General features: G+C 64.9%; 22 protein-coding genes. 17 read left to right on the top strand and 5 right to left on the bottom strand.

Going from position 1 to position 24259, the window contains the following annotated elements:
- The first annotated feature begins 33 nt into the window (after positions 1-33).
- The 8 genes from NLI84_RS10635 to fabF all read left to right on the top strand — a co-directional run bounded on the left by NLI84_RS10635 (position 34) and on the right by fabF (position 6426).
- Positions 34-525, top strand: coding sequence for a YceD family protein (locus tag NLI84_RS10635; protein ID WP_255990070.1), 492 nt, complete (start codon positions 34-36; stop codon positions 523-525).
- Between the two features lie 33 nt (positions 526-558).
- Positions 559-738, top strand: coding sequence for a 50S ribosomal protein L32 (gene rpmF, locus NLI84_RS10630; protein WP_255990069.1), 180 nt, complete (start codon positions 559-561; stop codon positions 736-738).
- Positions 739-843: 105 nt separating this feature from the next.
- Positions 844-1884, top strand: coding sequence for a phosphate acyltransferase PlsX (plsX, locus tag NLI84_RS10625; protein ID WP_255990068.1), 1041 nt, complete (start codon positions 844-846; stop codon positions 1882-1884).
- Positions 1885-1902: 18 nt separating this feature from the next.
- Complete coding sequence (locus NLI84_RS10620) at positions 1903-2859, top strand: beta-ketoacyl-ACP synthase III (RefSeq protein WP_255990067.1); 957 nt, start codon at positions 1903-1905, stop codon at positions 2857-2859.
- Between the two features lie 58 nt (positions 2860-2917).
- Positions 2918-3847, top strand: a complete 930-nt coding sequence (gene fabD / locus NLI84_RS10615) for an ACP S-malonyltransferase (RefSeq protein WP_255990066.1) — start codon at positions 2918-2920, stop codon at positions 3845-3847.
- 46 nt (positions 3848-3893) lie between these two features.
- Positions 3894-4637: a 3-oxoacyl-ACP reductase FabG gene (gene fabG / locus NLI84_RS10610; RefSeq protein WP_255990065.1), complete on the top strand. Its 744-nt coding sequence runs from the start codon at positions 3894-3896 to the stop codon at positions 4635-4637.
- Positions 4638-4785: 148 nt separating this feature from the next.
- Positions 4786-5025, top strand: a complete 240-nt coding sequence (acpP, locus tag NLI84_RS10605; protein WP_255990064.1) for an acyl carrier protein — start codon at positions 4786-4788, stop codon at positions 5023-5025.
- A 159-nt stretch (positions 5026-5184) separates the two neighbouring features.
- Positions 5185-6426 (top strand): beta-ketoacyl-ACP synthase II, encoded by a 1242-nt coding sequence (gene fabF / locus NLI84_RS10600; protein WP_255990063.1) that lies wholly within the window; start codon positions 5185-5187, stop codon positions 6424-6426.
- 62 nt (positions 6427-6488) lie between these two features.
- On the opposite strand, the gene NLI84_RS10595 is transcribed toward fabF, so the two are convergent.
- Positions 6489-6722: a hypothetical protein gene (locus NLI84_RS10595; protein ID WP_255990062.1), complete on the bottom strand. Its 234-nt coding sequence runs from the start codon at positions 6720-6722 to the stop codon at positions 6489-6491.
- Positions 6723-7125: 403 nt separating this feature from the next.
- Between NLI84_RS10595 and NLI84_RS10590 the strand changes: the two genes are divergently transcribed.
- The 5 genes from NLI84_RS10590 to NLI84_RS10570 are packed head-to-tail and all read left to right on the top strand — an operon-like array spanning position 7126 to position 13601.
- Positions 7126-9852, top strand: coding sequence for a DUF2339 domain-containing protein (locus NLI84_RS10590; protein ID WP_255990061.1), 2727 nt, complete (start codon positions 7126-7128; stop codon positions 9850-9852).
- Complete coding sequence (locus tag NLI84_RS10585) at positions 9849-11150, top strand: DUF3999 domain-containing protein (RefSeq protein ID WP_255990060.1); 1302 nt, start codon at positions 9849-9851, stop codon at positions 11148-11150. Before NLI84_RS10590 ends, NLI84_RS10585 begins: the two co-directional genes overlap by 4 nt.
- A gap of 41 nt (positions 11151-11191) precedes the next feature.
- Positions 11192-12478, top strand: a complete 1287-nt coding sequence (locus tag NLI84_RS10580) for an aminodeoxychorismate synthase component I (protein WP_255990059.1) — start codon at positions 11192-11194, stop codon at positions 12476-12478.
- The gene (gene pabC, locus NLI84_RS10575) at positions 12475-13299 is read left to right on the top strand and encodes an aminodeoxychorismate lyase (RefSeq protein ID WP_255990058.1); all 825 of its coding nucleotides are present in this window, start codon (positions 12475-12477) and stop codon (positions 13297-13299) included. The genes NLI84_RS10580 and pabC overlap by 4 nt, the downstream gene beginning before the upstream one ends.
- Entirely contained in the window at positions 13278-13601 is a 324-nt protein-coding gene (locus NLI84_RS10570; protein ID WP_255990057.1) for a hypothetical protein, read from the top strand. Before pabC ends, NLI84_RS10570 begins: the two co-directional genes overlap by 22 nt.
- A gap of 2 nt (positions 13602-13603) precedes the next feature.
- Here the strand turns inward: NLI84_RS10570 and NLI84_RS10565 are convergent, their stop codons facing one another.
- Positions 13604-15133 (bottom strand): cyclic-di-GMP receptor FimW-related protein, encoded by a 1530-nt coding sequence (locus NLI84_RS10565; RefSeq protein WP_255990056.1) that lies wholly within the window; start codon positions 15131-15133, stop codon positions 13604-13606.
- A gap of 75 nt (positions 15134-15208) precedes the next feature.
- Entirely contained in the window at positions 15209-16390 is a 1182-nt protein-coding gene (locus tag NLI84_RS10560) for an aminotransferase class I/II-fold pyridoxal phosphate-dependent enzyme (RefSeq protein WP_255990055.1), read from the bottom strand.
- Between the two features lie 120 nt (positions 16391-16510).
- On the opposite strand from NLI84_RS10560, the gene NLI84_RS10555 reads away from it, so the two are divergent.
- Positions 16511-18115, top strand: coding sequence for an ABC-F family ATPase (locus NLI84_RS10555; RefSeq protein WP_255990054.1), 1605 nt, complete (start codon positions 16511-16513; stop codon positions 18113-18115).
- Between the two features lie 45 nt (positions 18116-18160).
- Here NLI84_RS10555 and NLI84_RS10550 read toward each other — a convergent pair whose 3' ends face one another.
- A complete protein-coding gene (locus NLI84_RS10550; protein WP_255990053.1) occupies positions 18161-20437 on the bottom strand; it encodes a DNA internalization-related competence protein ComEC/Rec2 in 2277 nt (758 codons plus the stop codon).
- Positions 20438-20533: 96 nt separating this feature from the next.
- On the opposite strand from NLI84_RS10550, the gene NLI84_RS10545 reads away from it, so the two are divergent.
- Both NLI84_RS10545 and NLI84_RS10540 read left to right on the top strand, forming a co-directional pair.
- A complete protein-coding gene (locus NLI84_RS10545; protein ID WP_255990052.1) occupies positions 20534-21709 on the top strand; it encodes a UbiH/UbiF family hydroxylase in 1176 nt (391 codons plus the stop codon).
- Between the two features lie 15 nt (positions 21710-21724).
- On the top strand, positions 21725-22483 hold the full coding sequence (locus NLI84_RS10540; RefSeq protein ID WP_255990051.1) for a DsbC family protein: 759 nt from the start codon (positions 21725-21727) through the stop codon (positions 22481-22483).
- A gap of 56 nt (positions 22484-22539) precedes the next feature.
- Here NLI84_RS10540 and rquA read toward each other — a convergent pair whose 3' ends face one another.
- Positions 22540-23256: a rhodoquinone biosynthesis methyltransferase RquA gene (gene rquA, locus NLI84_RS10535; RefSeq protein ID WP_255990050.1), complete on the bottom strand. Its 717-nt coding sequence runs from the start codon at positions 23254-23256 to the stop codon at positions 22540-22542.
- Positions 23257-23625: 369 nt separating this feature from the next.
- Here rquA and NLI84_RS10530 point away from each other — a divergent pair, with 369 nt between their 5' ends.
- Positions 23626-24045: a VOC family protein gene (locus NLI84_RS10530; RefSeq protein WP_255990049.1), complete on the top strand. Its 420-nt coding sequence runs from the start codon at positions 23626-23628 to the stop codon at positions 24043-24045.
- Positions 24046-24259 lie beyond the last annotated feature (214 nt).

The raw sequence follows: 24259 nt of genomic DNA, 5'->3' as shown, positions 1-24259 counted from the left end.
ATCATGCGCGGTTTATTGCTTCGTCCCCAGAGTATGACGGTGATCCATAGCGCCGAATTCGCCAAGGAGAAACAGTCACTCGAGGGTTCGGTCGAAGTGGCTGCACTTGCACGTCTTGCCGATCAGCGGGCTGATCAGGCCGGTGTCGTGAGCTGGAGACTGGTGGGTGGCGTGGATCGCTACCAGCGCCCGTACCTGGCGTTGACACTCAAGGGTGAGCTCAATCTCGTTTGCCAGCGTTGCCTCAAGCCTCTGGCTTGGTCGTTGAAGGGCGAGTCGGTGCTGACGCAGTTTGTCGACGAGGAAAGTCTGGACGATGCCGAAAACATCGACGAAGACCTCGAGGGCATGCTGATCGAACCCGAGCTTGATGTGCAAGGGCTGGTCGAAGACGAAGTATTGCTGTCCTTGCCGCTGGCGCCGCGACATGTCGCGTGCGGTGACGAGGACGAGGCCGTGCGTGCTGCGGCCAAACCGAATCCGTTTGCTGTCCTGGCAGGTTTGAAAACCAGGAAAGCGGAATAACTGAACTGAAACTGGTTTTCAAGGAGCTTTACCATGGCCGTTCAACAGAACAAAAAGTCCCCGTCCAAGCGTGGCATGCACCGCGCCCACGACTTCCTGACCAACCCGGCGCTGGCTGTCGAGCCGACCACCGGCGAAGTCCACCTGCGTCACCACATCAGCCCGAATGGTTTCTACCGTGGCCGTCGTGTGATTAAGGCCAAGGGCGAGTAATAATTCGCTGCATAACCAAACGGTTATGAAAACGGCGCACTCAGGAGACCCCTGTTTGCGCCGTTCGCCATTCTGGACAACCCCGCCAGACTAGCTAGGAAATTCATGGACATCACCGTAGCGGTCGACGCAATGGGCGGCGATCACGGCACGCACGTGACCGTGCCTGCCGTATTGCGATTTCTCGACGATCATCCCGACGTCAACATCGTGCTGGTTGGCCTGTCCGACGCGATCGAGGCCGAGCTCAAGGCGCGACGCAAGGGCTGTGGCCCGCGCCTGCGCATCCATGCCGCGACCGAGGTCGTCGCGATGGACGAGTCGCCTCAATCGGCGCTGAAGAACAAGAAAGATTCGTCGATGCGCGTGGCGATCAACCTCGTCAAGTCCGGCGAAGCCAACGCCTGCGTGTCGGCCGGCAATACCGGCGCGTTGATGGCGACCGCGCGTTTCGTGCTCAAGACCATACGCGGCATCGAGCGCCCGGCCATCGCGCGCATGATGCCCTCGCTCAGCGGCAGCGAGACCTGTGTGCTCGATCTGGGCGCCAATGTCGACTGCACGCCCGAACACCTGCTGCAGTTCGCCGTGATGGGTTCCGCGCTGGTGTCGGCGGTCAGGCACAAGCCGCACCCCACCGTCGGCCTGTTGAACGTCGGCGAGGAGGACATCAAGGGCAACGATCTGGCCAAGCAGGCGGCCGAGCTGCTGCGCGCGTCCAAGCTCAATTTCTACGGCAATGTCGAGGGCAACGACCTGTTCAGCGGTGTGGTCGACGTGATCGCGACCGATGGCTTCACCGGCAACGTGGCGCTGAAGTCGTCCGAGGGCCTGGCCAAGATGCTGGCCGATTTCCTCAAGCAGGAATTCGTACGCTCGTGGTGGACCAAAGCCTTGGCGGGGCTGGCCTGGCCGGTGCTCGGTCGCTTCAAGAAGCGGGTCGACCCGCGCCGTTTCAATGGCGCCTCATTGCTCGGCCTGAACGGGATTGTGGTAAAAAGCCACGGCGGCGCCGACCGCTTGGCGTTCTACTGGGCGCTCAAGCAGGCGGTGGAAGAAGCGCAAGCCGGCGTGGCGCAGCGCACTGCCGAATTGGTACAGCATCAACTTGCCGTCCACGACGCTTTACCGCCGTCCGCGCATTAATCCATTCGAGGTCACTCCATGTACGCCCGCATCGTCGGAACCGGTTCCTACCTGCCCGAGCAGATCGTCACCAACGACGATCTCGCCAAACGCATCGAGACCAGCGATGAGTGGATCGCCAGCCGCACCGGCATCCGTCAGCGCCATATCGCGCAGCCGGAGCAGCTGACTTCCGATCTCGCCCTCATCGCCATCGAGCGCGCGCTCGAATCGGCCGGCGTGGCGCGCGAGGAGATCGACCTCTTGATCGTCGCGACAACGACCCCGGACAATATCTTCCCGTCGACCGCCTGCCTGCTGCAGGAGCGGCTTGGCGTACATGGCTTCCCCGCTTTCGACATGCAGGCGGTGTGCGCCGGTTTCATCTACGCGCTGGCCACCGCCAACGCCATGATCAAGAGCGGCGCCGCCCAGTGCGCGGTGATCGTCGGCGCGGAGAAGCTCTCCAACCTGATCAACTGGGAAGACCGTGCCACCTGTGTGCTGTTTGGCGATGGCGCCGGCGCCGTGGTGCTCAAGGCCTCGGACGAGCCTGGCATCCTGCATACCCAGCTGCATGCCGACGGTCGCTACAGCGGCATCCTCAAGGCCGAAGGCCGGGTGACGCAGGGGGCGATCGACGGCAGTCCGTGGATCTACATGGAAGGCAACGCCGTGTTCAAGTTTGCGGTGCGTGCGCTGGCCGACGTGGCCGAGCAGACGCTGGCCGCGGCGGGGCTCGCGAAATCCGATATCGACTGGCTGGTGCCGCATCAGGCCAATCTGCGCATCATCGAAGCGACCGCCAAGCACCTGCATCTGCCGATGGAGCAGGTCATCGTCACCGTGGACAAGCATGGCAATACGTCGGCCGCGTCGATCCCGCTGGCGCTCGACGAGGGCGTGAAGAGCGGCCGCATCCGGCCGGGCCAGACCTTGTTGCTTGAGGGGATAGGTGGTGGCTTCGCCTGGGGTTCGGTGCTGCTGAAATACTGATGGAAACGGCGCGAAGAGCGCCGTTTTTGATTTCAAACGACTGTTTCAAGGAGCGACCATGTCTCTCGCATTCGTATTCCCGGGCCAGGGCTCGCAATCGCTGGGCATGATGAAGGGCTTTGCTGGCGATGCGTCCGTGCGCCAGACCTTCGAGGAAGCCAGCACTGCGCTCGGCCAGGATCTGTGGGCCATGTGCGACGAGGGTGCCGACGCGGCCGTGATCAACGCCACCGTCAACACCCAGCCCTTGATGCTGACCGCCGGCATTGCCGTGTTCCGCGCCTGGCGCGCGGCCGGCGGCGCACAGCCTGCGTTGGCGGCCGGGCATTCGCTGGGCGAATACACGGCGCTGGCTGCGGCAGGCAGCATTGCCTTTGCCGATGCGGTCAAGCTGGTGCGCCTGCGCGCCGAGGCCATGCAGAACGCCGTGCCCGAAGGCGTCGGCGCGATGGCGGCCATCCTGGGCCTGCCTGATGACGTGATCGTTGCCGCTTGCGCCGAGGCGGCGCAGGGGGAAATCGTCGAGGCCGTGAATTTCAATTCCGCCGGCCAGGTGGTGATCGCCGGCAACAAGGCCGCGGTCGAGCGCGCCATGGCACTTTGCAAGGAGCAGGGTGCCAAGCGCGCGCTGCCGCTGCCGGTGTCGGTGCCGTCGCATTGTGCGCTGATGAAGCCGGCAGCTGAAAAGCTTGCTGCCGCGCTCGCGGGCATCCATGTGGCTGCGCCCGAGTTCCCGGTCATCCACAATGCCGATGTCGCTGCCTATACCGACGCGGCGCAGATCCGCGATGCGCTGACCCGCCAGCTCTACCAGCCGGTGCGCTGGGTCGAGACCGTGCAACAGATGGCGGCGGACGGCGCGACGGTGATCGCCGAATGCGGTCCGGGCAAGGTACTGGTCGGCCTCAACAAGCGCATCGCCGATGGCGCGCAGCACGTGCCGCTGACCGACCTCACCGCGTTCGATGCGCTGAAGTCGTTGCTGTAATCCACTGCTGGTAATCTGTGATCGTTTGCTTGAACAAGGAGCCAAGATGAGTCTTGCAGGAAAAGTGGCGCTGGTGACCGGCGCCTCGCGTGGCATCGGCCAGGCGATCGCGCTGGAGCTGGCGGCGCAGGGCGCCACCGTGATCGGCACCGCCACCAGTGACGCCGGCGCCGAAGCGATCGGCACTTATCTAAAGGAAGCCGGTGCCCAGGGCGCCGGTCTCAAGCTCAATGTGACCGATGAAGGCGCTTGCGAGGCCATCATCGCCCAGATCGAGCAGCAGCATGGCGCGATCGCCGTGCTGGTGAACAACGCCGGAATCACCCGCGACAACCTGTTGATGCGGATGAAAGACGAGGAATGGGACGCCATCATGGATACCAATCTCAAGCCGGTCTACAAGCTTTCCAAGGCCGTGTTGCGCGGCATGATGAAGGCCCGTTGGGGTCGCATCATCAACATCGCCTCGGTCGTCGGTGCCACGGGCAACCCGGGGCAGACCAACTACTCGGCGGCCAAGGCGGCCTTGTTTGGCTTTACCAAGTCGCTGGCGCGTGAGATCGGTTCGCGCGGTGTGACGGTGAACGCTGTCGCTCCCGGTTTCATCGATACCGACATGACCCGTGGCCTGCCGGATGAGCAGAAAGCCGCGCTGGTGGGTAATATTGCACTCGGTCGCCTGGGCGAGGCGCGTGAAATTGCCGATGCCGTGGGTTTTCTCGCTTGCGACAAGGCCAGTTATATCACCGGCCAGACCTTGCACGTGAACGGCGGCATGTACATGAATTGACGGGTTTTCCGCGCCATGTTGGTGCGGAGCCCCCAATACGCGTTGCGCATGATCAGATGGACGGCGTGCCTTGCTTGGCGCTTCCCGTTTTTTTGGTACAATGCCGACGCTTTTTATCTGAATTCCTCAAAAGGCTTGGGTTAAATCCATGGAAAACATCGAACAGCGCGTGAAGAAAATCGTTGCAGAGCAACTTGGCGTGCCGGAAACCGACGTCAAGACCGAATCGTCGTTCGTGAACGACCTCGGCGCAGACTCGCTCGACACCGTTGAACTCGTGATGGCGCTGGAAGAAGAGTTCGAGTGCGAAATCCCGGACGAAGAAGCCGAAAAGATCACCACGGTTCAGCAAGCGATTGATTACGTCAGCGCGCATCTGGCCAAGTAATCCTTCTGCGATTTCCGCGTCCGCCTGTTAGGGGCGGCGCCTGGAGCGGCCTGTAGCGCCCCGTTCTTGCCTGTGGCGGCCCGATTTTGGGTACGTGAGGGTGCGTACGGTGCCTGCAAGCCGCTCTTGTTCCATCTGGCTTACCCTTCGGAGATTCCCATGTCCAAACGCAGAGTCGTCGTCACCGGCCTGGGCCATGTATCCCCGGTCGGCAATGACGTCGCGACCGGCTGGGCCAACCTGCTGAACGGCCAATCCGGCATTGCCACCATCACGCGTTTCGACGCGAGCGACCTGGCCTGCCAGATCGCCGGCGAAGTCAAGGGCTTCGACATCACCCAATACATCAGCGCCAAGGAAGCGCGCCGCATGGATGCGTTCATCCACTACGGCGTCGCTGCGGCGCTGCAGGCCATTGCCGATTCGGGCCTGGACGACGTGACCAGCCTCGACAAGACCCGCGTCGGCGTCAATATCGGTTCCGGCATCGGCGGCCTGCCGCTGATCGAGGAAACCGGCGTGGACCTGATCAATGGCGGTCCACGCAAGATTGGCCCGTTCTTCATTCCTGGCTCGCTGATCAACCTGATCGCCGGTCACGTGACCATCCTCAAGGGCTATCAGGGCCCCAGCTACGGCATCGTGTCCGCCTGCACCACCGGCGCGCACTCGATCGGCGATGCGACTCGCATCATCCAGTACGGCGACGCCGACGTGATGGTGGCTGGTGGTGCCGAAGGTGCGATTTCGCGCCTCGGGGTCGGTGGCTTTGCGGCGATGAAGGCACTGTCGACCCGCAATGACGACCCGGCCACCGCCAGCCGGCCGTGGGACAAGGGCCGTGATGGCTTCGTCATGGGGGAGGGCGCCGGCGTGCTGGTGCTCGAGGAATATGAGCACGCGGTCAAACGCGGCGCCAGGATCTACTGTGAGCTGGTCGGTTTCGGCATGAGCTCGGATGCGCACCACATCACCGCGCCGAGTGCCGAAGGCCCCGCGCGTGGCGTGGCCAACGCGCTGCGTGACGCCGGCATCAACGCCGACGAGGTGCAGTATGTGAACGCACACGGTACGTCGACGCCGCTGGGCGACGCCAATGAAACCAACGCACTGAAGCTCGCGTTCGGTGAGCACGCCAAGAAGCTCGCGGTGAATTCGACCAAGTCGATGACCGGCCACCTGCTGGGTGGCGCGGGCGGCGTCGAGGCCGTCTACTCGATCCTGGCCGTGCACAACCAGGTTTCGCCGCCGACGATCAACCTGTTCGAGCAGGACATCGAGGGCGGTTGTGATCTGGACTACGTGGCGAACACCGCGCGCGAGATGAAGATCGAGATTGCGATCTCCAACTCGTTCGGTTTTGGTGGTACCAACGGCACGCTGGTGTTCAAGCGCGTTTGATCGCGATGACAGCAACAAAAAACCCGCAGCGCGCTGCGGGTTTTTTGTTGCTTGAAACGGGGTCAGGCCCGGGCCGGACGCACATTGGATTCACCCTGATTGCCTTCGGCGAAGGTGTTGCGCGTGAACGACTTGCCCTGTTTGCCTTGTGTTAGCTTGTACTGCACGGTGGTGCTGCCTTGAGCACCTTCCGCCACCTTGTGGCTCGTGGCGGTTTGTCCGCCTTCAGATGCATAGGCGCCGAAGGCGAGCGTGCAACCGGCGATCACGGTGGCGATTCGGGTAAGCGTGTTCATGTGTGCAAGTCCTCGTGGAGCTGGGGTGGTCCGCGTGACCCATGGGCTTGTGGCCCATGGCACGACGGCGCATGGCGAAATTAAACACCCAACTGATTTAGTTGTAAAGTCAATTGAACTGTATAGAACTAAATACTGGGTCGAAAGAGGGCGTGCTACCGCCTGCAACCGCGGCGAGGAGCCGGGGTGGTACAGCCAGGCCAACCTTGTCACGAATCGCGGCCGGTGAAGGGCTGAAGCGTCGAGGGGACGCGCGCTTCGCTGGCCAAGACGGCACGTTTGCAGCGCGCCGGGGGGCTGGCTGGATTCCCACCCATGTCGTGTGCTGACATCAAAATTAACATCTCGATGACAGCGCATTGGCCGTGCGATTACCCTTGTTCAAATCTTGGGGGAGATCGCAATGTGGAAAGTCTTGTCCGGCTTGGCCGGGCTGGTGATCTGGGCGCTGAGCGGCGATGCGCCCTGGGCGGTACTGGGGTGGCTATTTGGCGCCTGGCTCGACGATCGCACGCAGGTGAGCGCGCTGACGCGGCGGCTGGAGCGGCTGGAGCAAGCGTCGCGCGGTGCTGAGGCACAGGTCGCGGTCTCGCCGGTGCCGTCGCCAGCCGTCATGCCCGAATCGCGTTCCGTTCACGCCCCTGCGCCTGCCGTCCCGGCGGCCAGCGCGATTGCGCAACCCGCGTCGATCTCACCCCCTCAGGCCGCCGCGCCGCGCCAACCCGAAATCATTCCCGAGCCGGCCTCTGTCGCGGCCGAGCCGCCGCGGCCCGCGATGGCACTTCCCGCCTCGCCGTCGCGCGAGGGACCGGATTGGATCGAGCAATCCGTGGCCGCGGCGCGGAACTGGCTGTTCGGCGGCAACACCGTGGTGCGTATCGGCATCCTCATCCTGTTCTTTGGCGTCGGTTTCCTGATCAAGTACGCGGCCGATCACAGCCTGTTGCCGATCGAGCTGCGGCTGGTTGGTGTCACGCTGGGCGCGATCGCGCTGCTGGTGATTGGCTGGCGCCTGGTGGAGGCGCGCCGCGGCTACGCATTGATCCTGCAAGGCGGCGGCGTGGGTCTGCTCTACCTGACCGCGTTTGGCGCACTCAAGCTGTATCAGCTGTTGCCGCCGGCCTTCGCGCTGGCGCTGATGGTGGCGTTCTGCGGTCTGTCAGCGTGGCTCGCGATCCGCCAGGATGCGCGCTCGCTGGCGGTGATGGGTTCCATTGGTGGTTTTCTCGCGCCTATCCTCGCGTCCACTGGCAGTGGCAATCATGTGTTGTTGTTCAGTTATTACGCCTTGCTCAATGCCGGCATTTTCGCCATCGCCTGGTTCAAGGCCTGGCGGCCGCTCAATCTGGTCGGCTTCGTGTTCACGTTCGGCATCGGCACTATCTGGGGGGCGCAGTCGTATTCCCCTGCGCTGTTCGCGTCGACCGAGCCCTTTTTGCTGCTGTTCTTCGCGTTCTATCTCGCCATCTCGGTGCTGTACGCATTGCGCCAAGGCGCAACCCCCAAGCGCATCGTCGATTGCTCGCTGGTATTCGGCACGCCGCTGGTGGGTTTTGGCCTGCAGGCGGCGCTGGTGGCGGATTTCGAATTCGGCCTGGCGTTCAGCGCGCTGGGCCTCGCTGCGATTTATCTGGCGCTGGCGGCTTGGCTGTTCCGCCGTCGCGATACTGGGCTGACGCTGTTGGCCGAGTCGTTCCTGGCGCTGGGCGTGATCTTCGTGACGCTGGCGATCCCGCTGGCGCTTGATGCGCGTTGGACCAGTGCGGCCTGGGCGCTGGAAGGCGCGGGGGCGGTATGGATCGCGCTGAAGCAGCAACGGCGGCTGGCGCTGGGTTTTGGCTTGCTGCTGCAGCTCGCCGCCGGGGTGGCGTTGCTGATCGATTCGCAGCCGGTAGCCGACATTGCCTGGCTCAATCACCGTTGCGTGGGCGGGGTGTTGCTGGCCGCCAGCTGGTTGTTCAGCGCGTGGCGATTGCAAACAGTGCCAGGCGGGCTCAAGCGCGGCGTGTCGGTTGCGTTTGGCGTGTTGGGGCTCGTGGCCTGGCTGGTTGCGATCCTGGTCGAGGTCGATCGTCTGGGCCTGCCTCAGTTCACCGCGGGCCTGTGGCTGGCGACGGCGACCAGCCTGCTCGCCTGGCAAGCGGCGGTGCGACTGCGCTGGCCAGATGCGCGCTGGCCTGCCTTGCTATTGCCGCTGGTGCTGGGCTGGATTGCCTTCGTCGACGCCATGCACGCATTCGATCGCTATCAGCCCGACTGGTGGCAGCCGCTGCGCGGCTGGGCTGCCCTGGCCTGGCCCGCGGCACTGGCGGCGGCCTGGCTGCTGCTCAAACGGCTGGCCGACAGCTGGCTCGCGGCCTTGCTGACCCTGCTGCACGCTGTCCTTGCAGTGCTGACCACGCTTCTGGCGGCATTCGGGCTGGCGGCTCTGGTGGCGCAGTGGCTGCCAGCCGGCGACTGGGCCCGTGCGGCCTGGGGGAGCGTGGTCGCCGCCGCCGTGCTGCTGTTGCGTGGCCCCTTGCATCGACGCCAGGGCTGGCCGTGGCACGAACAGCAGGCGGCGTATGCGATGCATGCGGCCGGCGTGTTGGCGGCGCTGGTCGCGCTGTGGACGCTGCCGGCGGCCACTTTCTCCGGAGTCATGGTGCCGTTGCCCTATCTGCCGCTGGTCAATCCCGTCGATCTTGCGACGGCGCTGGTGCTGTTGGCGATCTGGCGCGCGCTGCCGGTGCTGCGGCCGGCCGGGGCCGAGCGTGCCGGCCAGTCGGTCCTCGCTGGCCTCGTCTTCATCTGGCTCAACGCGGTGGTGCTGCGCAGCGTTCATCATTGGGCCGACGTGCCGTGGACGGTGGAGGCGCTGGCGCGCTCGACGCTGGTCCACGCGGTGCTGTCGCTGTTCTGGACGATACTGGCGCTGGCGGTGATGCTGGTCGCCAACCGTCGCGTGTGGCGCGTCGTCTGGTTTGCTGGTGCTGCGCTGCTCGCGGTGGTCGTCACCAAGCTGTTCCTGGTCGACCTGTCGCAATTGTCCGGCGTGACCCGCATCGTGTCCTTCCTCGGCGTGGGCGTGCTGTTGCTGCTGATTGGTTACGTGTCGCCGTTGCCGCCAACTCGCAAGGAGGCGCCATGAGAGCGTTGCTGTTGCTGCTGGCCAGCGCCGCCTGCGTCGCCGATAGCCTGGCGCCCGAGCAATTTGCGCGCTATGTGCCGCTGCAAACCCAGTCATCGGCTGCGTTGTACCAGGCCACGCTGAGCGCGGACGTCTATCGCCATGCCATTGCGGCGGATCTGTCGGATCTGCGCGTTTTCAATGCCGCGGGCGAGAGCGTGCCGTACTCGCTGGAGCAGGTGCTGCCCACGCCGGTGCCCCAGGCCGAGGTCAGCCTGCCTTTCTTTGCCGAAAGTCGGCAGGCGGAGGCGAGCGCCAGCGTGGCGGTCAGCGTGCGGGCCGGGACTGATGGCACGCTGGTTTCCGTGCAGCCGGGCAAGCCGGTACCGCTGGCCGGGGCGCAGACGGTGCTGGTCGATGCCAGCCGGCTGAAGCGCCCACTCGCCGCGCTTAGCCTCGATTGGGCCGAGCCGCGCTTTCAGGGCGCGTTGCAGGTGGATGCCAGTGATGACCTCTCACAATGGCAACAGGTCGCCAGTGGCGAGCTGCTGCGCCTGTCCCTGGCCGGGCAGAAACTGGAGCAACGCCGCTTGCCGCTGGGCGAACTCTCCGCCCGCTATCTGCGGTTGCGCTGGCAGGGCAGCGCCCCCACGCTCACGGCGGTGCGGGTTACGCCGAGCGTGCCACCGCCCGCCCCTACGCGGGCCTGGCTGGCTGCGCAGCCGCTGCAATCGAACGAGGCGGGGATCTACCGCTTCGCGCTTGCCAACGTGGTGCCGGCCGACCGCCTGCGCATTGTGCTGCCGCAAGCCAACACCGTGGCCAATGTCACGCTGGAAGCGAGGATGCAGTCGAGCGGACCGTGGCATGCCGTCGCGCGAGCGCGGCTCTATCGGCTGCACCAGGCTTCGGGCGAAACACGGTCGGGTGATCTCATCGTTCCCGCTCGGGTATTTCGCGAGTGGCGCATACGTGTCGACGGCGGTGCTGTCGCAATCGGGCAGGGGCAACCGGGCTTGTCGCTGGGCTGGGTGCCACAACGGCTGACCTGGCTCGCGCGCGGCCAGCCGCCGTTTGTGCTGGCCTATGGCCAAAGAGGCCTCACCGGCGCCGCGCAGCCTGCTGCCAGCCTGCGCATCAACGGCAGCCGGCCTGCGCCGGCCACGCTCGGGGTGCCACGCGACGGTACACTGCAGGTGGCGCCACTGATCGAGCGCGAACTGCTGCGCCGTGGCGTACTGTGGGCGGTGCTGCTGGCGGGGGTCGGCGTACTGGGTTGGATGGCCTGGCGGCTGGGCCGGCGCGGTGACGGTATGTGACGGCGCGGCGAGGCGTGGCGGCGGCTTGATACAATCGCGCCATGTTCTCGCAAGTCCTGTCCGTCCCGCCTGACCTCGCCGCGCTCGCCGCGGCCCGGCCGGCTCTCTTTCCTGCGCTGTTCCAGTCCTCGCAAGATCGGGGTTGGGACATCCTGTTCGCCCTGCCGCAATCGCGGCGCTGCTTTGCTGCGCACGAGCAGCAGGCCTTTCTCGACGAGATGGCCCGCCTGCCGCTGGCCGGCGCCCCCGCCGCTGCGCTGCCTTTTGTGGGTGGCTGGGTGGTGTACGCCGGCTACGAGCTGCTGGAGGCGTTCGAGTCCACGGTACCGGCGCATGTCGAGCCCGGGCCGCGTGCCGCGCTGATCCGTTGCCCGGCAGCGGTACTGGTCGAGCGCGATACACAACGCGCTTGGCTGGTGGCCGAGACGGCGGCGCAGCTGGCCGAGCTCGCCGCCCTTGTCGAAGCGACGCCGGCGTGGCAACCGGCCCCGCTGGCCGTGGCCACGGTGAGCGAGGACGACCCGCAGGCCTTTCTCGATGGGGTGGCGACATGCAAGCGCTACATCGTCGAGGGCGATGTGTTCCAGGTGAATTTGTCGCGCGGCTGGGATGTGGGGCTCGCGGCGGGCGGGGCGCACGATCTTTACGCAGCGCTGCGCCAGGCTAATCCGGCACCGTTCTCGGCGCTGGTCGATCTGGGGGAAGGGCGGCATATCGTCAGCTCGTCGCCGGAACGACTGGCGAGCGTGCGCGGCGATGTGGTGCAGACCCGGCCGATTGCCGGCACGCATCCGCGTGGCGCCACGCCCGACGAGGACGCTGCGCTCAAGGCGCGGCTGCTCGACACGGTAAAGGAGCGCGCCGAGCACATCATGCTGGTCGACCTGGAACGCAACGACCTGGGGCGCATCGCCGTGCCCGGCTCGGTGCAGGTCGATGAGCTGATGGCGGTGGCGAGCTATGCCTTCGTCCACCATATCGAATCCAATATCCGCGCCCGGCTGGCGCCCGGCACCACGCCACGGGCACTGCTGCGCGCGCTGTTCCCCGGTGGCACCATCACCGGCTGCCCCAAGGTACGCTGCATGCAGATCATACGTGAACTCGAAGACCGGCCGCGCCAGGCCTACACCGGCAGCGTCGGTTACATCGGTGTCGATGGCCAAGCCGATCTCAATATCCTGATCCGCAGCTTCATGCAGAGCGGATCGCAACTTTATTTCCGCGCCGGCGCCGGTATCGTTGCCGATTCCGATCCCGAACGCGAACTGCAGGAAACGCGGCACAAGGCGCGTGGCCTGTTGCGGGCACTGGGGGTGGCGGGATGAAAATGATCAATGGCGTGGCCGGCGAAGCGCTGGCACTGGCCGATCGCGCATTCCAGTTCGGCGATGGCGTATTCCGCACGCTGCGCTGTGACGCGGGTGGCATCCGTTTCTGGGCTCGGCAATACGCCAAGCTCGCGGCAGACTGTGCGGCGCTCGGCATCGCGGCGCCGCCGCGCGAAGTGCTGGAAGCCGATATCCGCCAGCTGGCGCCGCAAGACGGCGCGATCAAGCTGATCGTTACGCGTGGCGAGTCACAGCGTGGCTATGCGGTGCCGGATGCCTGTACGCCCAATCGCGTGGTCCAGGTGAGCGCGTTGCCACCCGTTTGGCCCGCTGAGGGCGCGCGGGTGCGCTGGTGCGACATCCGTGCCGGTTGGCAGCCGGCGCTGGCTGGCGTCAAGCACCTGAACCGGCTGGAAAACGTGCTGGCACGGCGCGAATGGTCCGACCCGGCCATCCAGGAAGGTCTGCTGCTTGATCGCGATGGGCATGTGCTCGAAGGGGTGATGAGCAATGTGCTGGCACTGTCGGGCCGGGTGCTGTTCACGCCCAGGCTGGATGACGCTGGCGTTGCCGGCGTGATGCGATCGGTGGTCGCCGACGTGGCGGCGCGCAATGGCATTGCGATTCGGGAAAAGGTACTGACGCCAGCTGCAGTGATGGCTGCCGACCGACTCTATTTATGCAACAGCCTGATCGGGCTCGTTCCCGTGCGCGAGCTCTCTGGCCAGCATTGGGGCGTGCATGCGCTCGACAGCGTGCTGCAGGCGGGACTTGCTGTGATGACCGAGGAGGAAACGTGGTATTCGTCCGAACCCTGATGTTGCTGGTGTTGACGGCCAGCATGCATGCCGCCATGGCGGCAGATACGTCGTACAGCCCGGCCAAGCTGGCCGAGCTCGATCGGCAGCGCTGCGAGAAGCTGATCAACGAGCGCGCGCTGATCGACAAGCGCCTCACGCGCGAGCGCAAGCCGTACAACGTGCGCAAGATGGAGGCACGGCGCGATGAGATCGACGCCGAGTATGCGCGCTACGGCCGCTGCGCCAAGGTGATGGTGCCTAAACCAACGCCGACCACGCTACCTGCTATCACACCGACGACCCAACCCAAGGCGAAGTAACGTCAGGCCGCGAGGCGTTGCAGCACGGAGAAGCGCGAGATGGCGGCGTAGCTGGTTTGTTCCAGCGCCGGATCGAGCCGGATACGATAGCTCTTGCCCTGTGCCGATAGCTGGAACTCGCGGTTGGCCGCAAAGAAGGTCTGCGGCAGCATCAGGAAGCGTCCTTGCGTGGTGGCACCAGTCTCTGGCGAATACAGGCCGAAGAAGCTGCGTTCGCTCTGCGTGGGCTTGAGTTCGACCACCAGCGGGTTGGACGCGAGATTCTCGATGCCCACCTCTACCTGGCCGTCCCGGCGCCGCGTGATGCGGCGGATCACGCCGATGACAAGGCCGGGCCCTTCCTGCTGGCCCAGGCCGACGATCTCGCCGACCAGCAGCCTGTCGTCGCCCTTGCCGCTGTAGTTCACGCCGTAGCCGCCTGCGCTCTCGTTTGCCACTTCCCAGTGCTCGGTATCGACCCGGCGAGCCTGGCCGGCCGGCGCGCGCAAAAAATGGATCACATCCTCCAGGCCGCGCACTACCTGCAGCCGCTTGCGCGCAAGATGTCGCTCGTACCGCCGCACCGGTGCCGGTACGTCGCGCGACCACAGGTTCACCAGATTGAGCATCAGCGCGAGATTGCCAGGCTCCGCCGATTCGATCGGCAGGCCGTGATCGAGTGGGCTGTCACCGCGCAGCAGCTGATCGTGCACCTCACGTACATGCAGTACCAGCGCCTCGGTGAACCAGTAGCGCCAGTTGTCGCCCACCATATCGCGGCGTAAGCGCTTGGGCGCCGAGGAGCCGGCGATATTGACGGCGAATAGCTGGCGATTGGGCCGGATCAGCATTTCCAGTTCCATGCGACCGGACCAGCGCTTCAGCCATTGCGCCGCGAGTTCGATCTGGGCCGGTTGCAGTTTGTCCGGCTGCGACAGCGTGAGCATCATCGCCTGCATGTACTCACGGCGGGCGTCGGTCAGCTCGGTATTGGCATAGGGTTGCAGCGGCGCGATGGCAAACTTGTGCTCTTCGGCGTAGTGGTACAGCCGGTGCAGGTTGCGCCACACCTTGGCGTCGACCTCCATGTAACGCAGATGGGCCCACTTCACTTCCTGGTTGTAGTGAGAGAGCGCACGCAGCGCGAAGATCTGCAATTGCACGTCCAGGCCACGGGCGCCGGTTTGGCTCGCCTGCTTGATGCACAGCCGGTATGCCTCGCCCACCTGGTGCCAGTAGGTGAGGATGGACGGCAGTACCTGGTGGGGCGCGACATGATCGTCGATCAAGCGACCGAAATAGACGTCGATCAGATGGTTCTGCAGCGCGCGTGCCTTGTCGTCCAGATAAGGCACGGTGCGCATCCGCTCCTTCAGGCTGACGCGTGCATTGGCGTTCAACTGCTTGAGCGCCTTCACGATCTCGATATGGGCTTGCAGGATGTCGCTCTCGGGGAGCTCCTGCATGAACATCGTCGCCGATTTGAAATCGTGCACGCCTTCTTGCGGTCCGCGATTGAACAGCGCACCGATGAGGCCTTTGAAGTCGAACATGGTGCTTCGCCCCCCACTCTTTAAGCTCGCGTTTGCCGCGAATATTGTCGTTATTTTTAAGGTTAAGGGAGGCTGTCAGCTTCTGCAACCGCGTGCCAACGAGCGGCGTAATCGCTCTGCTGCCTCGAGCAGGCGCGGCACGGGCTGCGTATAGGCAAGGCGCATGAATAAAGGGTTGCTGCCGAAGTCGCGGCCAGGTGTCAGCGCGATGCTTTCCGTATCGAGCAGATGTGCGGCAAGCGTCTCGGTGTTGTCAGTAAAGGCACTGCAGTCAGCCCACAGATAGAAGGCACCTTGCGCCGGCGCAGGCAGTGTCAGTCCGATGTCGGTTAAAAGCTTACAAAGAACGCGACGACGCTGGTCAAGCTCGGCGCGACGCGCTTCCAGCAAGGCCAGCGTGTCCGGCCCGAAGGCCGCGAGCGCAGCATATTGCGCTGGCGTGGGGGCGGCGAGGAACAGGTTCTGCGCCAGTTTTTCCAGTTCCGGAATAGCCCATTCCGGGGCGACCAGCCAGCCCAGGCGCCAGCCTGTCATCTGGAAGAACTTGGAGAAACTATTGACGATGAAAGCGTCGGCAGCGACCGTCAGCGCCGTTTCGTGCGCGCGCTCGTACACCAGGCCCTGGTAGATTTCGTCGACGATCAACGCGATGTTTTTCTTCCGACAAACGGCAGCCAGTTCGGCGATTTCGGCAAGTTCCAGCACCGTGCCGCTAGGGTTGGCGGGGCTGGCGACCAAGGTCGCGACGGTGCACTCGCCGGCATGCTGTTCGACATGGCGCGCCAGCAACTGGAAGCGGCTGTCGGCGCCCACCGCAATATTGACGGGCCGGCCCTCGCACAGCGTGACCAGGTGGCGGTTGCACGGATAGCCGGGGTCGGTGAGCAGCACCTCGTCGTCGCGCCCGACGAGGAGCGCGAGGATCAGCTGCAGTGCGCCGGAGGCGCCGGGGGTGACGATGATGCGGCGTGGATCGATGCTCAGACCGAAGCGGTCCTGATAAAAGCCGGCGATGGCTTCGCGCAGCTGCGACAGGCCGCAGGCACCGGTATAGAAGGTGTGCCCGGCACGCAAGGCCGCGATGCCGGCCTCGACGATCTGTGGTGGCGTGGCGAAATCGGGCTCGCCGACCTCCAGATGGATCACGTCGCGGCCCTGGGCTTCCAGCTGCTTGGCCGCTTCCAGAATACGCATTACGTGGAAGGGCTCGATATCGGCCAGGCGCGGGGCAAGGCGATGGGGGTGGGCGTGGCGCATCGGGTCAGCTCGCTATGATAAAATCCAAAACTTTCAGCGTTTTGCGGCCATTTTGGCGGCGGGCGCATACCGGATTTTATTCGCTTCGCCTACCGGCGGGGCGCGAGGAAACCCCAGCAGATGATCAGTACTTCCAATATCACCATGCAGTTCGGCGCCAAGCCGCTGTTTGAAAAAGTCAGCGTCAAGTTTGGCGACGGCAACCGTTATGGCCTGATCGGCGCCAACGGCTGCGGCAAATCCACTTTCATGAAGATCCTCGGCGGCGATCTGGAGCCCTCCGCGGGCAACGTGGCGCTGGAGCCGGGCGTGCGCCTGGGCAAGCTCAAGCAGGACCAGTTCGCCTACGAAGACCAGCGTGTGATCGACGTGGTGATGCAGGGCCATGTGGAGCTGTGGGCGGCGATTCATGAACGCGATGCGATCTACGCCAACCTCGAGGCGACCGAGGACGACTACATGCGTGCCGCCGAGCTCGAAGGCAAGGTCGCCGAATACGACGGCTACACCGCCGAAGCACGGGCCGGCAGCCTGCTGATGGGCGCCGGCATCCCGATCGAGCTGCACAACGGGCCGATGTCCGAAGTCGCGCCGGGCTGGAAGCTGCGGGTGTTGCTGGCGCAGGCGCTGTTCAGCAATCCGGACGTGCTGCTGCTGGACGAGCCGACCAACAACCTGGACATCAACACCATCCGCTGGCTCGAGGAAACGCTGAACCAGCGCGAATCGACGATGCTGATCATCTCGCACGATCGCCACTTCTTGAACCAGGTGTGCACCCACGTTGCCGACGTCGACTACGGCGAAATTCGCATCTATCCGGGCAACTACGACGACTACATGCTGGCCAGCACCCAGGCGCGCGAACGCCTGTTGGCCGACAACAGCAAGGCCAAGGAAAAGGTCGCCGAACTGCAGGCCTTTGCCGCGCGCTTTGCCGCCAACAAGTCCAAAAGCCGCCAGGCCACTTCCCGCCTGAAGCTTGCCGACAAGATCAAGGACAACATGGTCGAGGTGAAGCCGTCCTCGCGCCAGAACCCGTATATCCGCTTCGATCTGGAAGACAAGCAAAAGCTGCACCGCCAGGCCTTCGAGGCGAACAACCTCTCCAAATCGTTCGACAAGCCGCTGATCCAGAGCCTGAGCCTGATCTTCGAAGCCGGCCAGAAGCTGGCGGTGATCGGCGGCAACGGCGTCGGCAAGTCGACGCTGATGAAGTTGCTGGTAAACGAGCTCAAGCCCGACGCGGGTTTCATCAAGTGGGCCGATAAGGCTGAACCCGGCTACTTCGCGCAGGATCACGAAGAGGATTTCGCCGAGGACATCACCCTCTTTGACTGGATGAAGCAGTGGGGCCAGCCGGGCGACGACGACCAGGTGATCCGCGGCATACTCGGCCGCCTGCTGTTCGGCGGCGACGACGTGAAGAAGTCGGTGAAGGTGCTGTCCGGTGGCGAGAAGGGCCGCATGCTGTACGGCAAGCTGATCCTGCAGCGTCCCAACGTGCTGCTGATGGATGAGCCGACCAACCACATGGACATGGAATCGATCGAATCGCTGAACCTGGCGCTCGACCTGTACAAGGGCACGCTGATCTTCGTTTCGCACGATCGCCAGTTCGTGTCATCGCTCGCGACTCAGATCCTGGAGTTGAACGGCGACGGCACGTTCACCCACTACCTCGGCGGTTACGAGGAATACCTGCACAGCCGCGGCCTGGAATAAGCACTCGGCGCAGCATCAGACAGCCACCGTTCGCGGTGGCTGTTTTCATTGCGACTGCGTCGTTGCCTGCCAGCGCCAATAGCGCGGCGTACGCGTGCGCCAGCCCCAGGCGTCGATGGTGTCTCCCACTTCGAACACCAGCGCGCCGTCATGATCGGTGCGCAGCGCTTGCGCGCCGTGTGCGGCGTAGCGTTCGACGATGATGCGGTTAGGGTGGTGGAAGCGGTTGAGATAACCGGCCGAGTAGGCGACCCACGCCGGCTCGGTGGCTGCGATCAGCGCTTCACTGGACGATGAGCGGCTGCCGTGGTGCGGCGCGACGACGATGTCGGTATCGGCCAGATCGGCTTCGACCAGTTGCAACTCCTCGGAGCGGCCGATGTCGCCCGGCAACAGCAGCGCATGGCGACCGTTGTCGATGCGTAGCACGCAGCTCATAGCGTTGTCGTCGCGCCCGGCGTAGTCCGGGTGGGGCCAAATGAATTCGAACGTCACCCCATCCCAGCGCCAGCGTTGCCCTGCCATGCAGGGCGCGTGCGGCGCTGGCCGCATCCGGGCCGGATGCTGCGTGGGCAACCGGCTGGACCAGCGCGTGACCGGCAGCGTGGCGAGCAACGCATCGGCGCCACCGGTATGGTCGTTGTCGTCGTGCGAGACGACGAGGACATCGAGGCGGGCGACGCCCATGGCCCGCAAGCTGGGCAGCAGATAGCGCTGGGCCGCGCCGGGCGGGCCCGTGTCGTACAGCAGGATGCGATTGCGCGTCTGTACCAGCACTGCAAGCCCTTGGCCCACATCCAGGATCGTGGCGCGGTAATGCCCGGCCGGTAGCGCCTCGCCCTGCGGCACCAGCATGGGCAACAGGAAAATGGGCGCCAGCCAGCGCCCCGGCAGGCCGGCAGGCAGCAACAAGAGCAGGACACCGCATGCCGCCGGCAGCAGAGTCCATAGCGGCGGGGCGGGCAGGCTGATGCTGGCGTGGGGCAGTGCGGCAAGCTGGGCGAGCAGCCAGTCGGTCAGCGCGAACAGCCGCTCCGCGCCGACCAGCAGCAAGCCGCTGGGATCGAGCGTGCCGACGAGCGCCAGCGGCGTGACCGCCAGGCTGACCAGGGGGATCGCCACGGCATTGGCCAGCGGGGACACCAGCGGTAATTGCTGGAACAGGAACAGCAGCAGCGGGAATGACGCCAGCGTCGCGGCCCACTGGGTACCCGCCCAGACACGCAGCCAGTGCTGGCGACCATTGCGGTTGGCCGACAGCCACAGCAGCGCACCCACGGTCAGGAACGACAGCCAGAACCCCGGCGACAGCACTGCGAACGGATCGACCAGTACGACGAGGCCCAGCGCCAGGGTCCAGATCAGGCTCAAGGGCCACAACCGGGCGCTGAGCAGGCACAGGCCCGCCAGCGTCAGCATCAACAGCGTACGCTGGGTCGGCACGGCAAAGCCCGCCAGCGTGCTGTAGCACAGCGCCGCGATCATGCCGGCAACGAGCGCGGCCCGTTGCGCCGCGATGCGCGCCGCCAGTCGCGGCAGGCGCCGCCAGCCCCATCCGGCCGCCCAGGCGACGAGGCCCGCGACCATGGTGATATGCAAACCACTGATGCTGATCAAATGCGAGATGCCAGTCGTGGTGAAGCGCTGCCACTGTTCGGGCGGGATGCCCGCTTGCTCGCCCACCACCAGCGCAACGATCACCGGCGCATATGGGCGAGCGGCCAGCTCCGCCCGGATGTGGTTTGCGATCACGACGCGGCCCCGGTCTATCGTCGCGCGCCAGGCATGGCCAGGCAGACGTTGCCCGGCTTGTACATTGGCTGTGGCGCCTATGCCTTCCTGCAGCATCCAGCGCTCCAGGTCGAACCCACCGGGATTGACCGCGCCGTGCACCTGCTTGAGCTTGAGCGCCAGTTGCCAGCGCTCTCCCGTACGCGGCTTGGCCGCCGGGCCGTACCAGCTCGCCTGGATGCGGCGCGGCAGACTGGCGTCATCGGGCACAAAGAGAAAGCGTATACCGTGCAATGTCGGCTGGGGCAGGCCGGCAACGTGGCCTTGCACCGTGATTGTCCGGCCTTCCTGGCGCTCGTCCAGCCGGTCGGCCAGTCGCGCTTGCGCCCTGAGGTCGGCCCAGCCCCAGCCCGCTGCGGCGCAGGCGATGACCAGCAAGGCTGTACGCCAGCGCGGGCACCAGGCAGCGCATGCCAGGGCGATGCCTGCCAGTAGCAGGGCGGGCCAGAGTGGCGGCAGTGTCGATGGCACCTGCAGCAGGCAGGCACCAAGCACGAAAGCCAGGATGGGAAGCAGGGCGCGGAGCAACACCTGCTCAGCCTAGACGGTGTCGATGCGTATGGCATGGCCGGCGCTACCGACTTTCCCGGGCTCGCCGCGCCGCGCGGGAGCCGGTACACTCGGCCCATGCATACTTACGATGCCGATCTGATCATCGTCGGCGGTGGCTTGGTGGGCGCCGCGCTGGCTGCGAGCCTCGCGCAGACGCCGTTATCGGTACTACTGCTGGAAGGGCGGGTACCGCAGTTCGACTTCGACCCCGCTTCGTGGGACGCGCGCGTCTACGCCATCAGCCGTGCCAGCCGGCGCCTGCTGACCGGCATCGGCGCCTGGCAAAGGATGAACCCGGCTCGCCTGCAAGCGGTGTCGACGATGTGCATCTTTGGCGACGATGCCCGCTCGCGCCTGGAATTCGCCGCCCCCGAGGCCGGTGTCGATGAGCTCGCCGTGATCCTGGAGAACCGTGAACTGCAGCGCGCGCTGTGGCAAACGGTCGCCGAGCTACCCAATGTGACGGTACTGGCCCCGGCCACACCGGCGGCACTGGCGGTCGATGCCGATGCCGCGACAGTGACCCTGGCCGATGGCCGCGTATTGTGCACTCGGCTGGTGGTCGGCGCCGATGGGGCGCAGTCCTGGGTGCGTACCCAGATTGGCAGCGAGGTTGCGGCGCACTCTTACGACCAGTGGGGTGTGGTCGCCAATTTCGAATGCGACAAGCCGCACCTGGGCGTCGCGCACCAGTGGTTCTTCGACGACGGTGTGCTGGCCTGGTTGCCGCTGGCCGGATCGCGCATGTCCATGGTCTGGTCATGTGGCGACGCGCAGCGCCAGCACCTGTTGGCGCTGGAGCCGGCTGCGCTGGCGGAGTGCGTCGCCGCGGCCGGCGGTCGTCGTTTGGGCGCCTTGCGTCAGATCGGCGCGACGGCAGCCTTTCCCTTACAGTTGAATCGCGTGTCCCGGACCGTGGCTGCGCGGGTCGCCCTGATCGGCGATGCGGCGCACACCGTGCATCCGTTGGCCGGGCAGGGCGTGAATCTGGGCTTTGGCGACGTCGCGGAACTTGCGCGCGTCCTGTCCGCCGAACTCCCGGCGCGTTGTGGCGACTATCTGGTGCTGCGGCGCTACGAGCGTGCCCGACGCGAGCCGGTGGCGCTGATGCGGACCGCGTGCGACGGCCTGCAAAAGCTGTTCAACAATAAAAACCCGCTGCTCAAGACCCTGCGTAATGTGGGGCTGGGGCTGACCGACCAACAGGCATGGCTTAAGCACAGACTGATCCGCCATGCCATGGATGCCTGAACCAAGGAATTACCCATGCTGATCTCGAACCGTTTCATCCGCACCGCCATCGCAGGCGGCCTGATTGCGCTGACCGCCTGCTCGGCCTCGGCCGACACGGCCAAGGAACCCAAGGAAGGCAAGGCGCTGCGCACCAGCCTCGAAAAGCAGTTGCAGGGGCGCAAGGTGCAGAGCGTGCGCGCCACGCCGCTCAAGGGCATTTACGAAGTCGTGCTGGAAGGCCGGCAGATCGTTTACACCGACACCAAGGGCCAGTACCTGCTGATTGGTGATCTGGTCGACGTGGCCAAGAAGCAGAGTCTGACCGAAGCGCGCATGGCTGAGCTGATGAGCACCGATTTCTCCAAGCTACCGCTGGATCAGGCCATCGTCGACAAGCGGGGCAATGGTAGCCGCAAGCTGGCGGTGTTCTCGGACCCGGACTGCCCGTTCTGCAAGCGGCTGGAGCGCGAAAGCCTCAAGGATGTCGACAATATCACCGTCTACACCTTCCTCTTCCCGCTGCCGATGCATCAGGATGCTGGGCGCAAATCGGCGCTGATCTGGTGTGCCGCCGATCGCAAGCAGGCCTGGCATGACTGGGTGATGAACGAAACGCTGCCGGAAAACGGCAAGACCGATTGCGCGAATCCGGTTGAAGCCAACCTCAAGCTTGGTGAGTCGCTGGGCATCACCGGTACGCCGGCGCTGATCTTCGCCAACGGCCGCATCACCTCGGGCGCGATGCCCAAGGAACAGCTGGAGCAGGCGCTGGCCGACGCTAGCAAGAAGTAAGTAACGCACCAGTAAAAAACGCGGCCTCGGCCGCGTTTTTTGATTGCCGCATAGCGTTAGGGCGCCGTCTTGCGCCGCGCGATCACGCACTGGTAGACCCCGCCGAACAGCGTGGTTTTTTCCCAGTGGTAGTCGTCGGCCTGGCTGGCGTAGTCGCGGATTTCCTTCAGCCAGAGCGCGTGCGCGAATGGCTCCAGCCAGGCGTTGATGCCGCGCAGCAGCCAACCAATCGGCTGCCAGCGAGCCGGGCGGTGATAGTCGACGAACACCGCTTCGCCACCGTCGGCAAGATGGGCCAGCATATTGTCGACGACGGCCCGCTTGATCTCCTCCGGCACCTCGTGCAGCAGGAAGAAACTGCAGACGAGATCGTAGCGACCCTCACTGCCAAATTGCGCGGCGTCCGCCCGCAGCACCCTTGCCCATGGCGTGCTGGCCAGCTTGGCCTCTGCTCGCTCCAGCTGGGCGGGCGCCACATCGGTCAGATGGAACGTCCCTTGCGGCCCGACCCGATCGGCCGCCCGCTCGATCAGATCGCCATAGACATGGGCAACCTGCCACACGCGGCTACCCGGACGGATGCGATCGAGATAGCGCCGCATCAGCCTGCCATCCTGGCCGAACAGCAACGTCTTTACCACCGAGGGGCGATCGAGCAGCCGTACGTGCTGCGGATTGACGTAGGCCCAGTCGTAGACATCGACCAGGTAGTCGGGCACGCCATCGTAGTAGTCGGCAGGCAGGGGCGTGTGGGTGGCTTCGATCTGCGGCATGGCGTGGGCTCCAGTGTTTGGCTACAGGCTAGCGGCCCGCATGACGACGCGATTTGCGCTGGGCCAAGTTCCGGGTGATGTAGTCGCCACACTTTCACTACCACTTGTCGGCGTGGTGTATCCGACGGAGGCATGCAAACGGCATTTTGCTGCGTAGCGCGATACACATCACAAAAGCGCACCAAGCTCTGGGAGGAGATCACGATGGACGAATTCAAGGCGGCCTGGATCAAGGCCGGATGGATCGCGTTGTCATCGGCCGGCGTCGCATCGGCCATCACGCTGCTGCTGCAGGGGTTGCGCGGCTGATCGTCACGGTCGCAGCAGGCGCTGTACCATCGGCGTTTTCCATCCGGGTAGGGAAGCTTGATGCGGCCGCGACTGAATCTGATCTTGCTGGGCGTGTGCGACGTGGCGCGCTCCACCGCATTCTTCGAGGCACTGGGCTGGCCGCGCGCGGCGTCCAGCCATGCCGGCTTCGTCAAATTTGATCTGGGCGGGGTGGTCCTCGCCATCCAGTCGCGCGATGACTTTGCCCGTGATGCGGGTTACGCCGATGCGCAGGGCAACGGCTTTGCCGGTATCGCGCTGGCCTATATCGCCCGTCATCCCGACGACGTGCCGCGTGTACTGGCCCGTGCAGTGGCGCTCGGGGCCGAGCTCGTCAAACCGGCCACCAAGAATGCCTGGGGCGTGGCCGGTTATTTCCGCGACCCGGACGGGCATTTGTTCGAAGTGCTGTACGAGGACGGCTGGCAGTTCGATGCCGTCGACAACCTCGTCGTCTGATCGCGCCGCGGCAGCGGCAGGCCCGTGCGCTGGCGTGCGTCGCCATGTTCGTCTATGTCCTTAGGTAGGCCTGATCGGTAGTCGGCAGCGGGCGTCAGCAAGACGATGTCTGCCACTTGGCGTTGTCAGCCTTGTCCTGCATCAACGCGCTGTCCGGCAAAGTTTTCTTAAAGTAGAGCCTGTTTCGCGCCATGCCACCGCTGGCGGGTATCCC

It is taken from the genome of Chitinolyticbacter albus (genome assembly GCF_024437655.1).
GTDB lineage: Bacteria > Pseudomonadota > Gammaproteobacteria > Burkholderiales > Chitinibacteraceae > Chitinolyticbacter > Chitinolyticbacter albus.
Note: the sequence above shows the minus strand (reverse complement) of the source record. Positions and strands in the feature narration are given on the sequence as shown.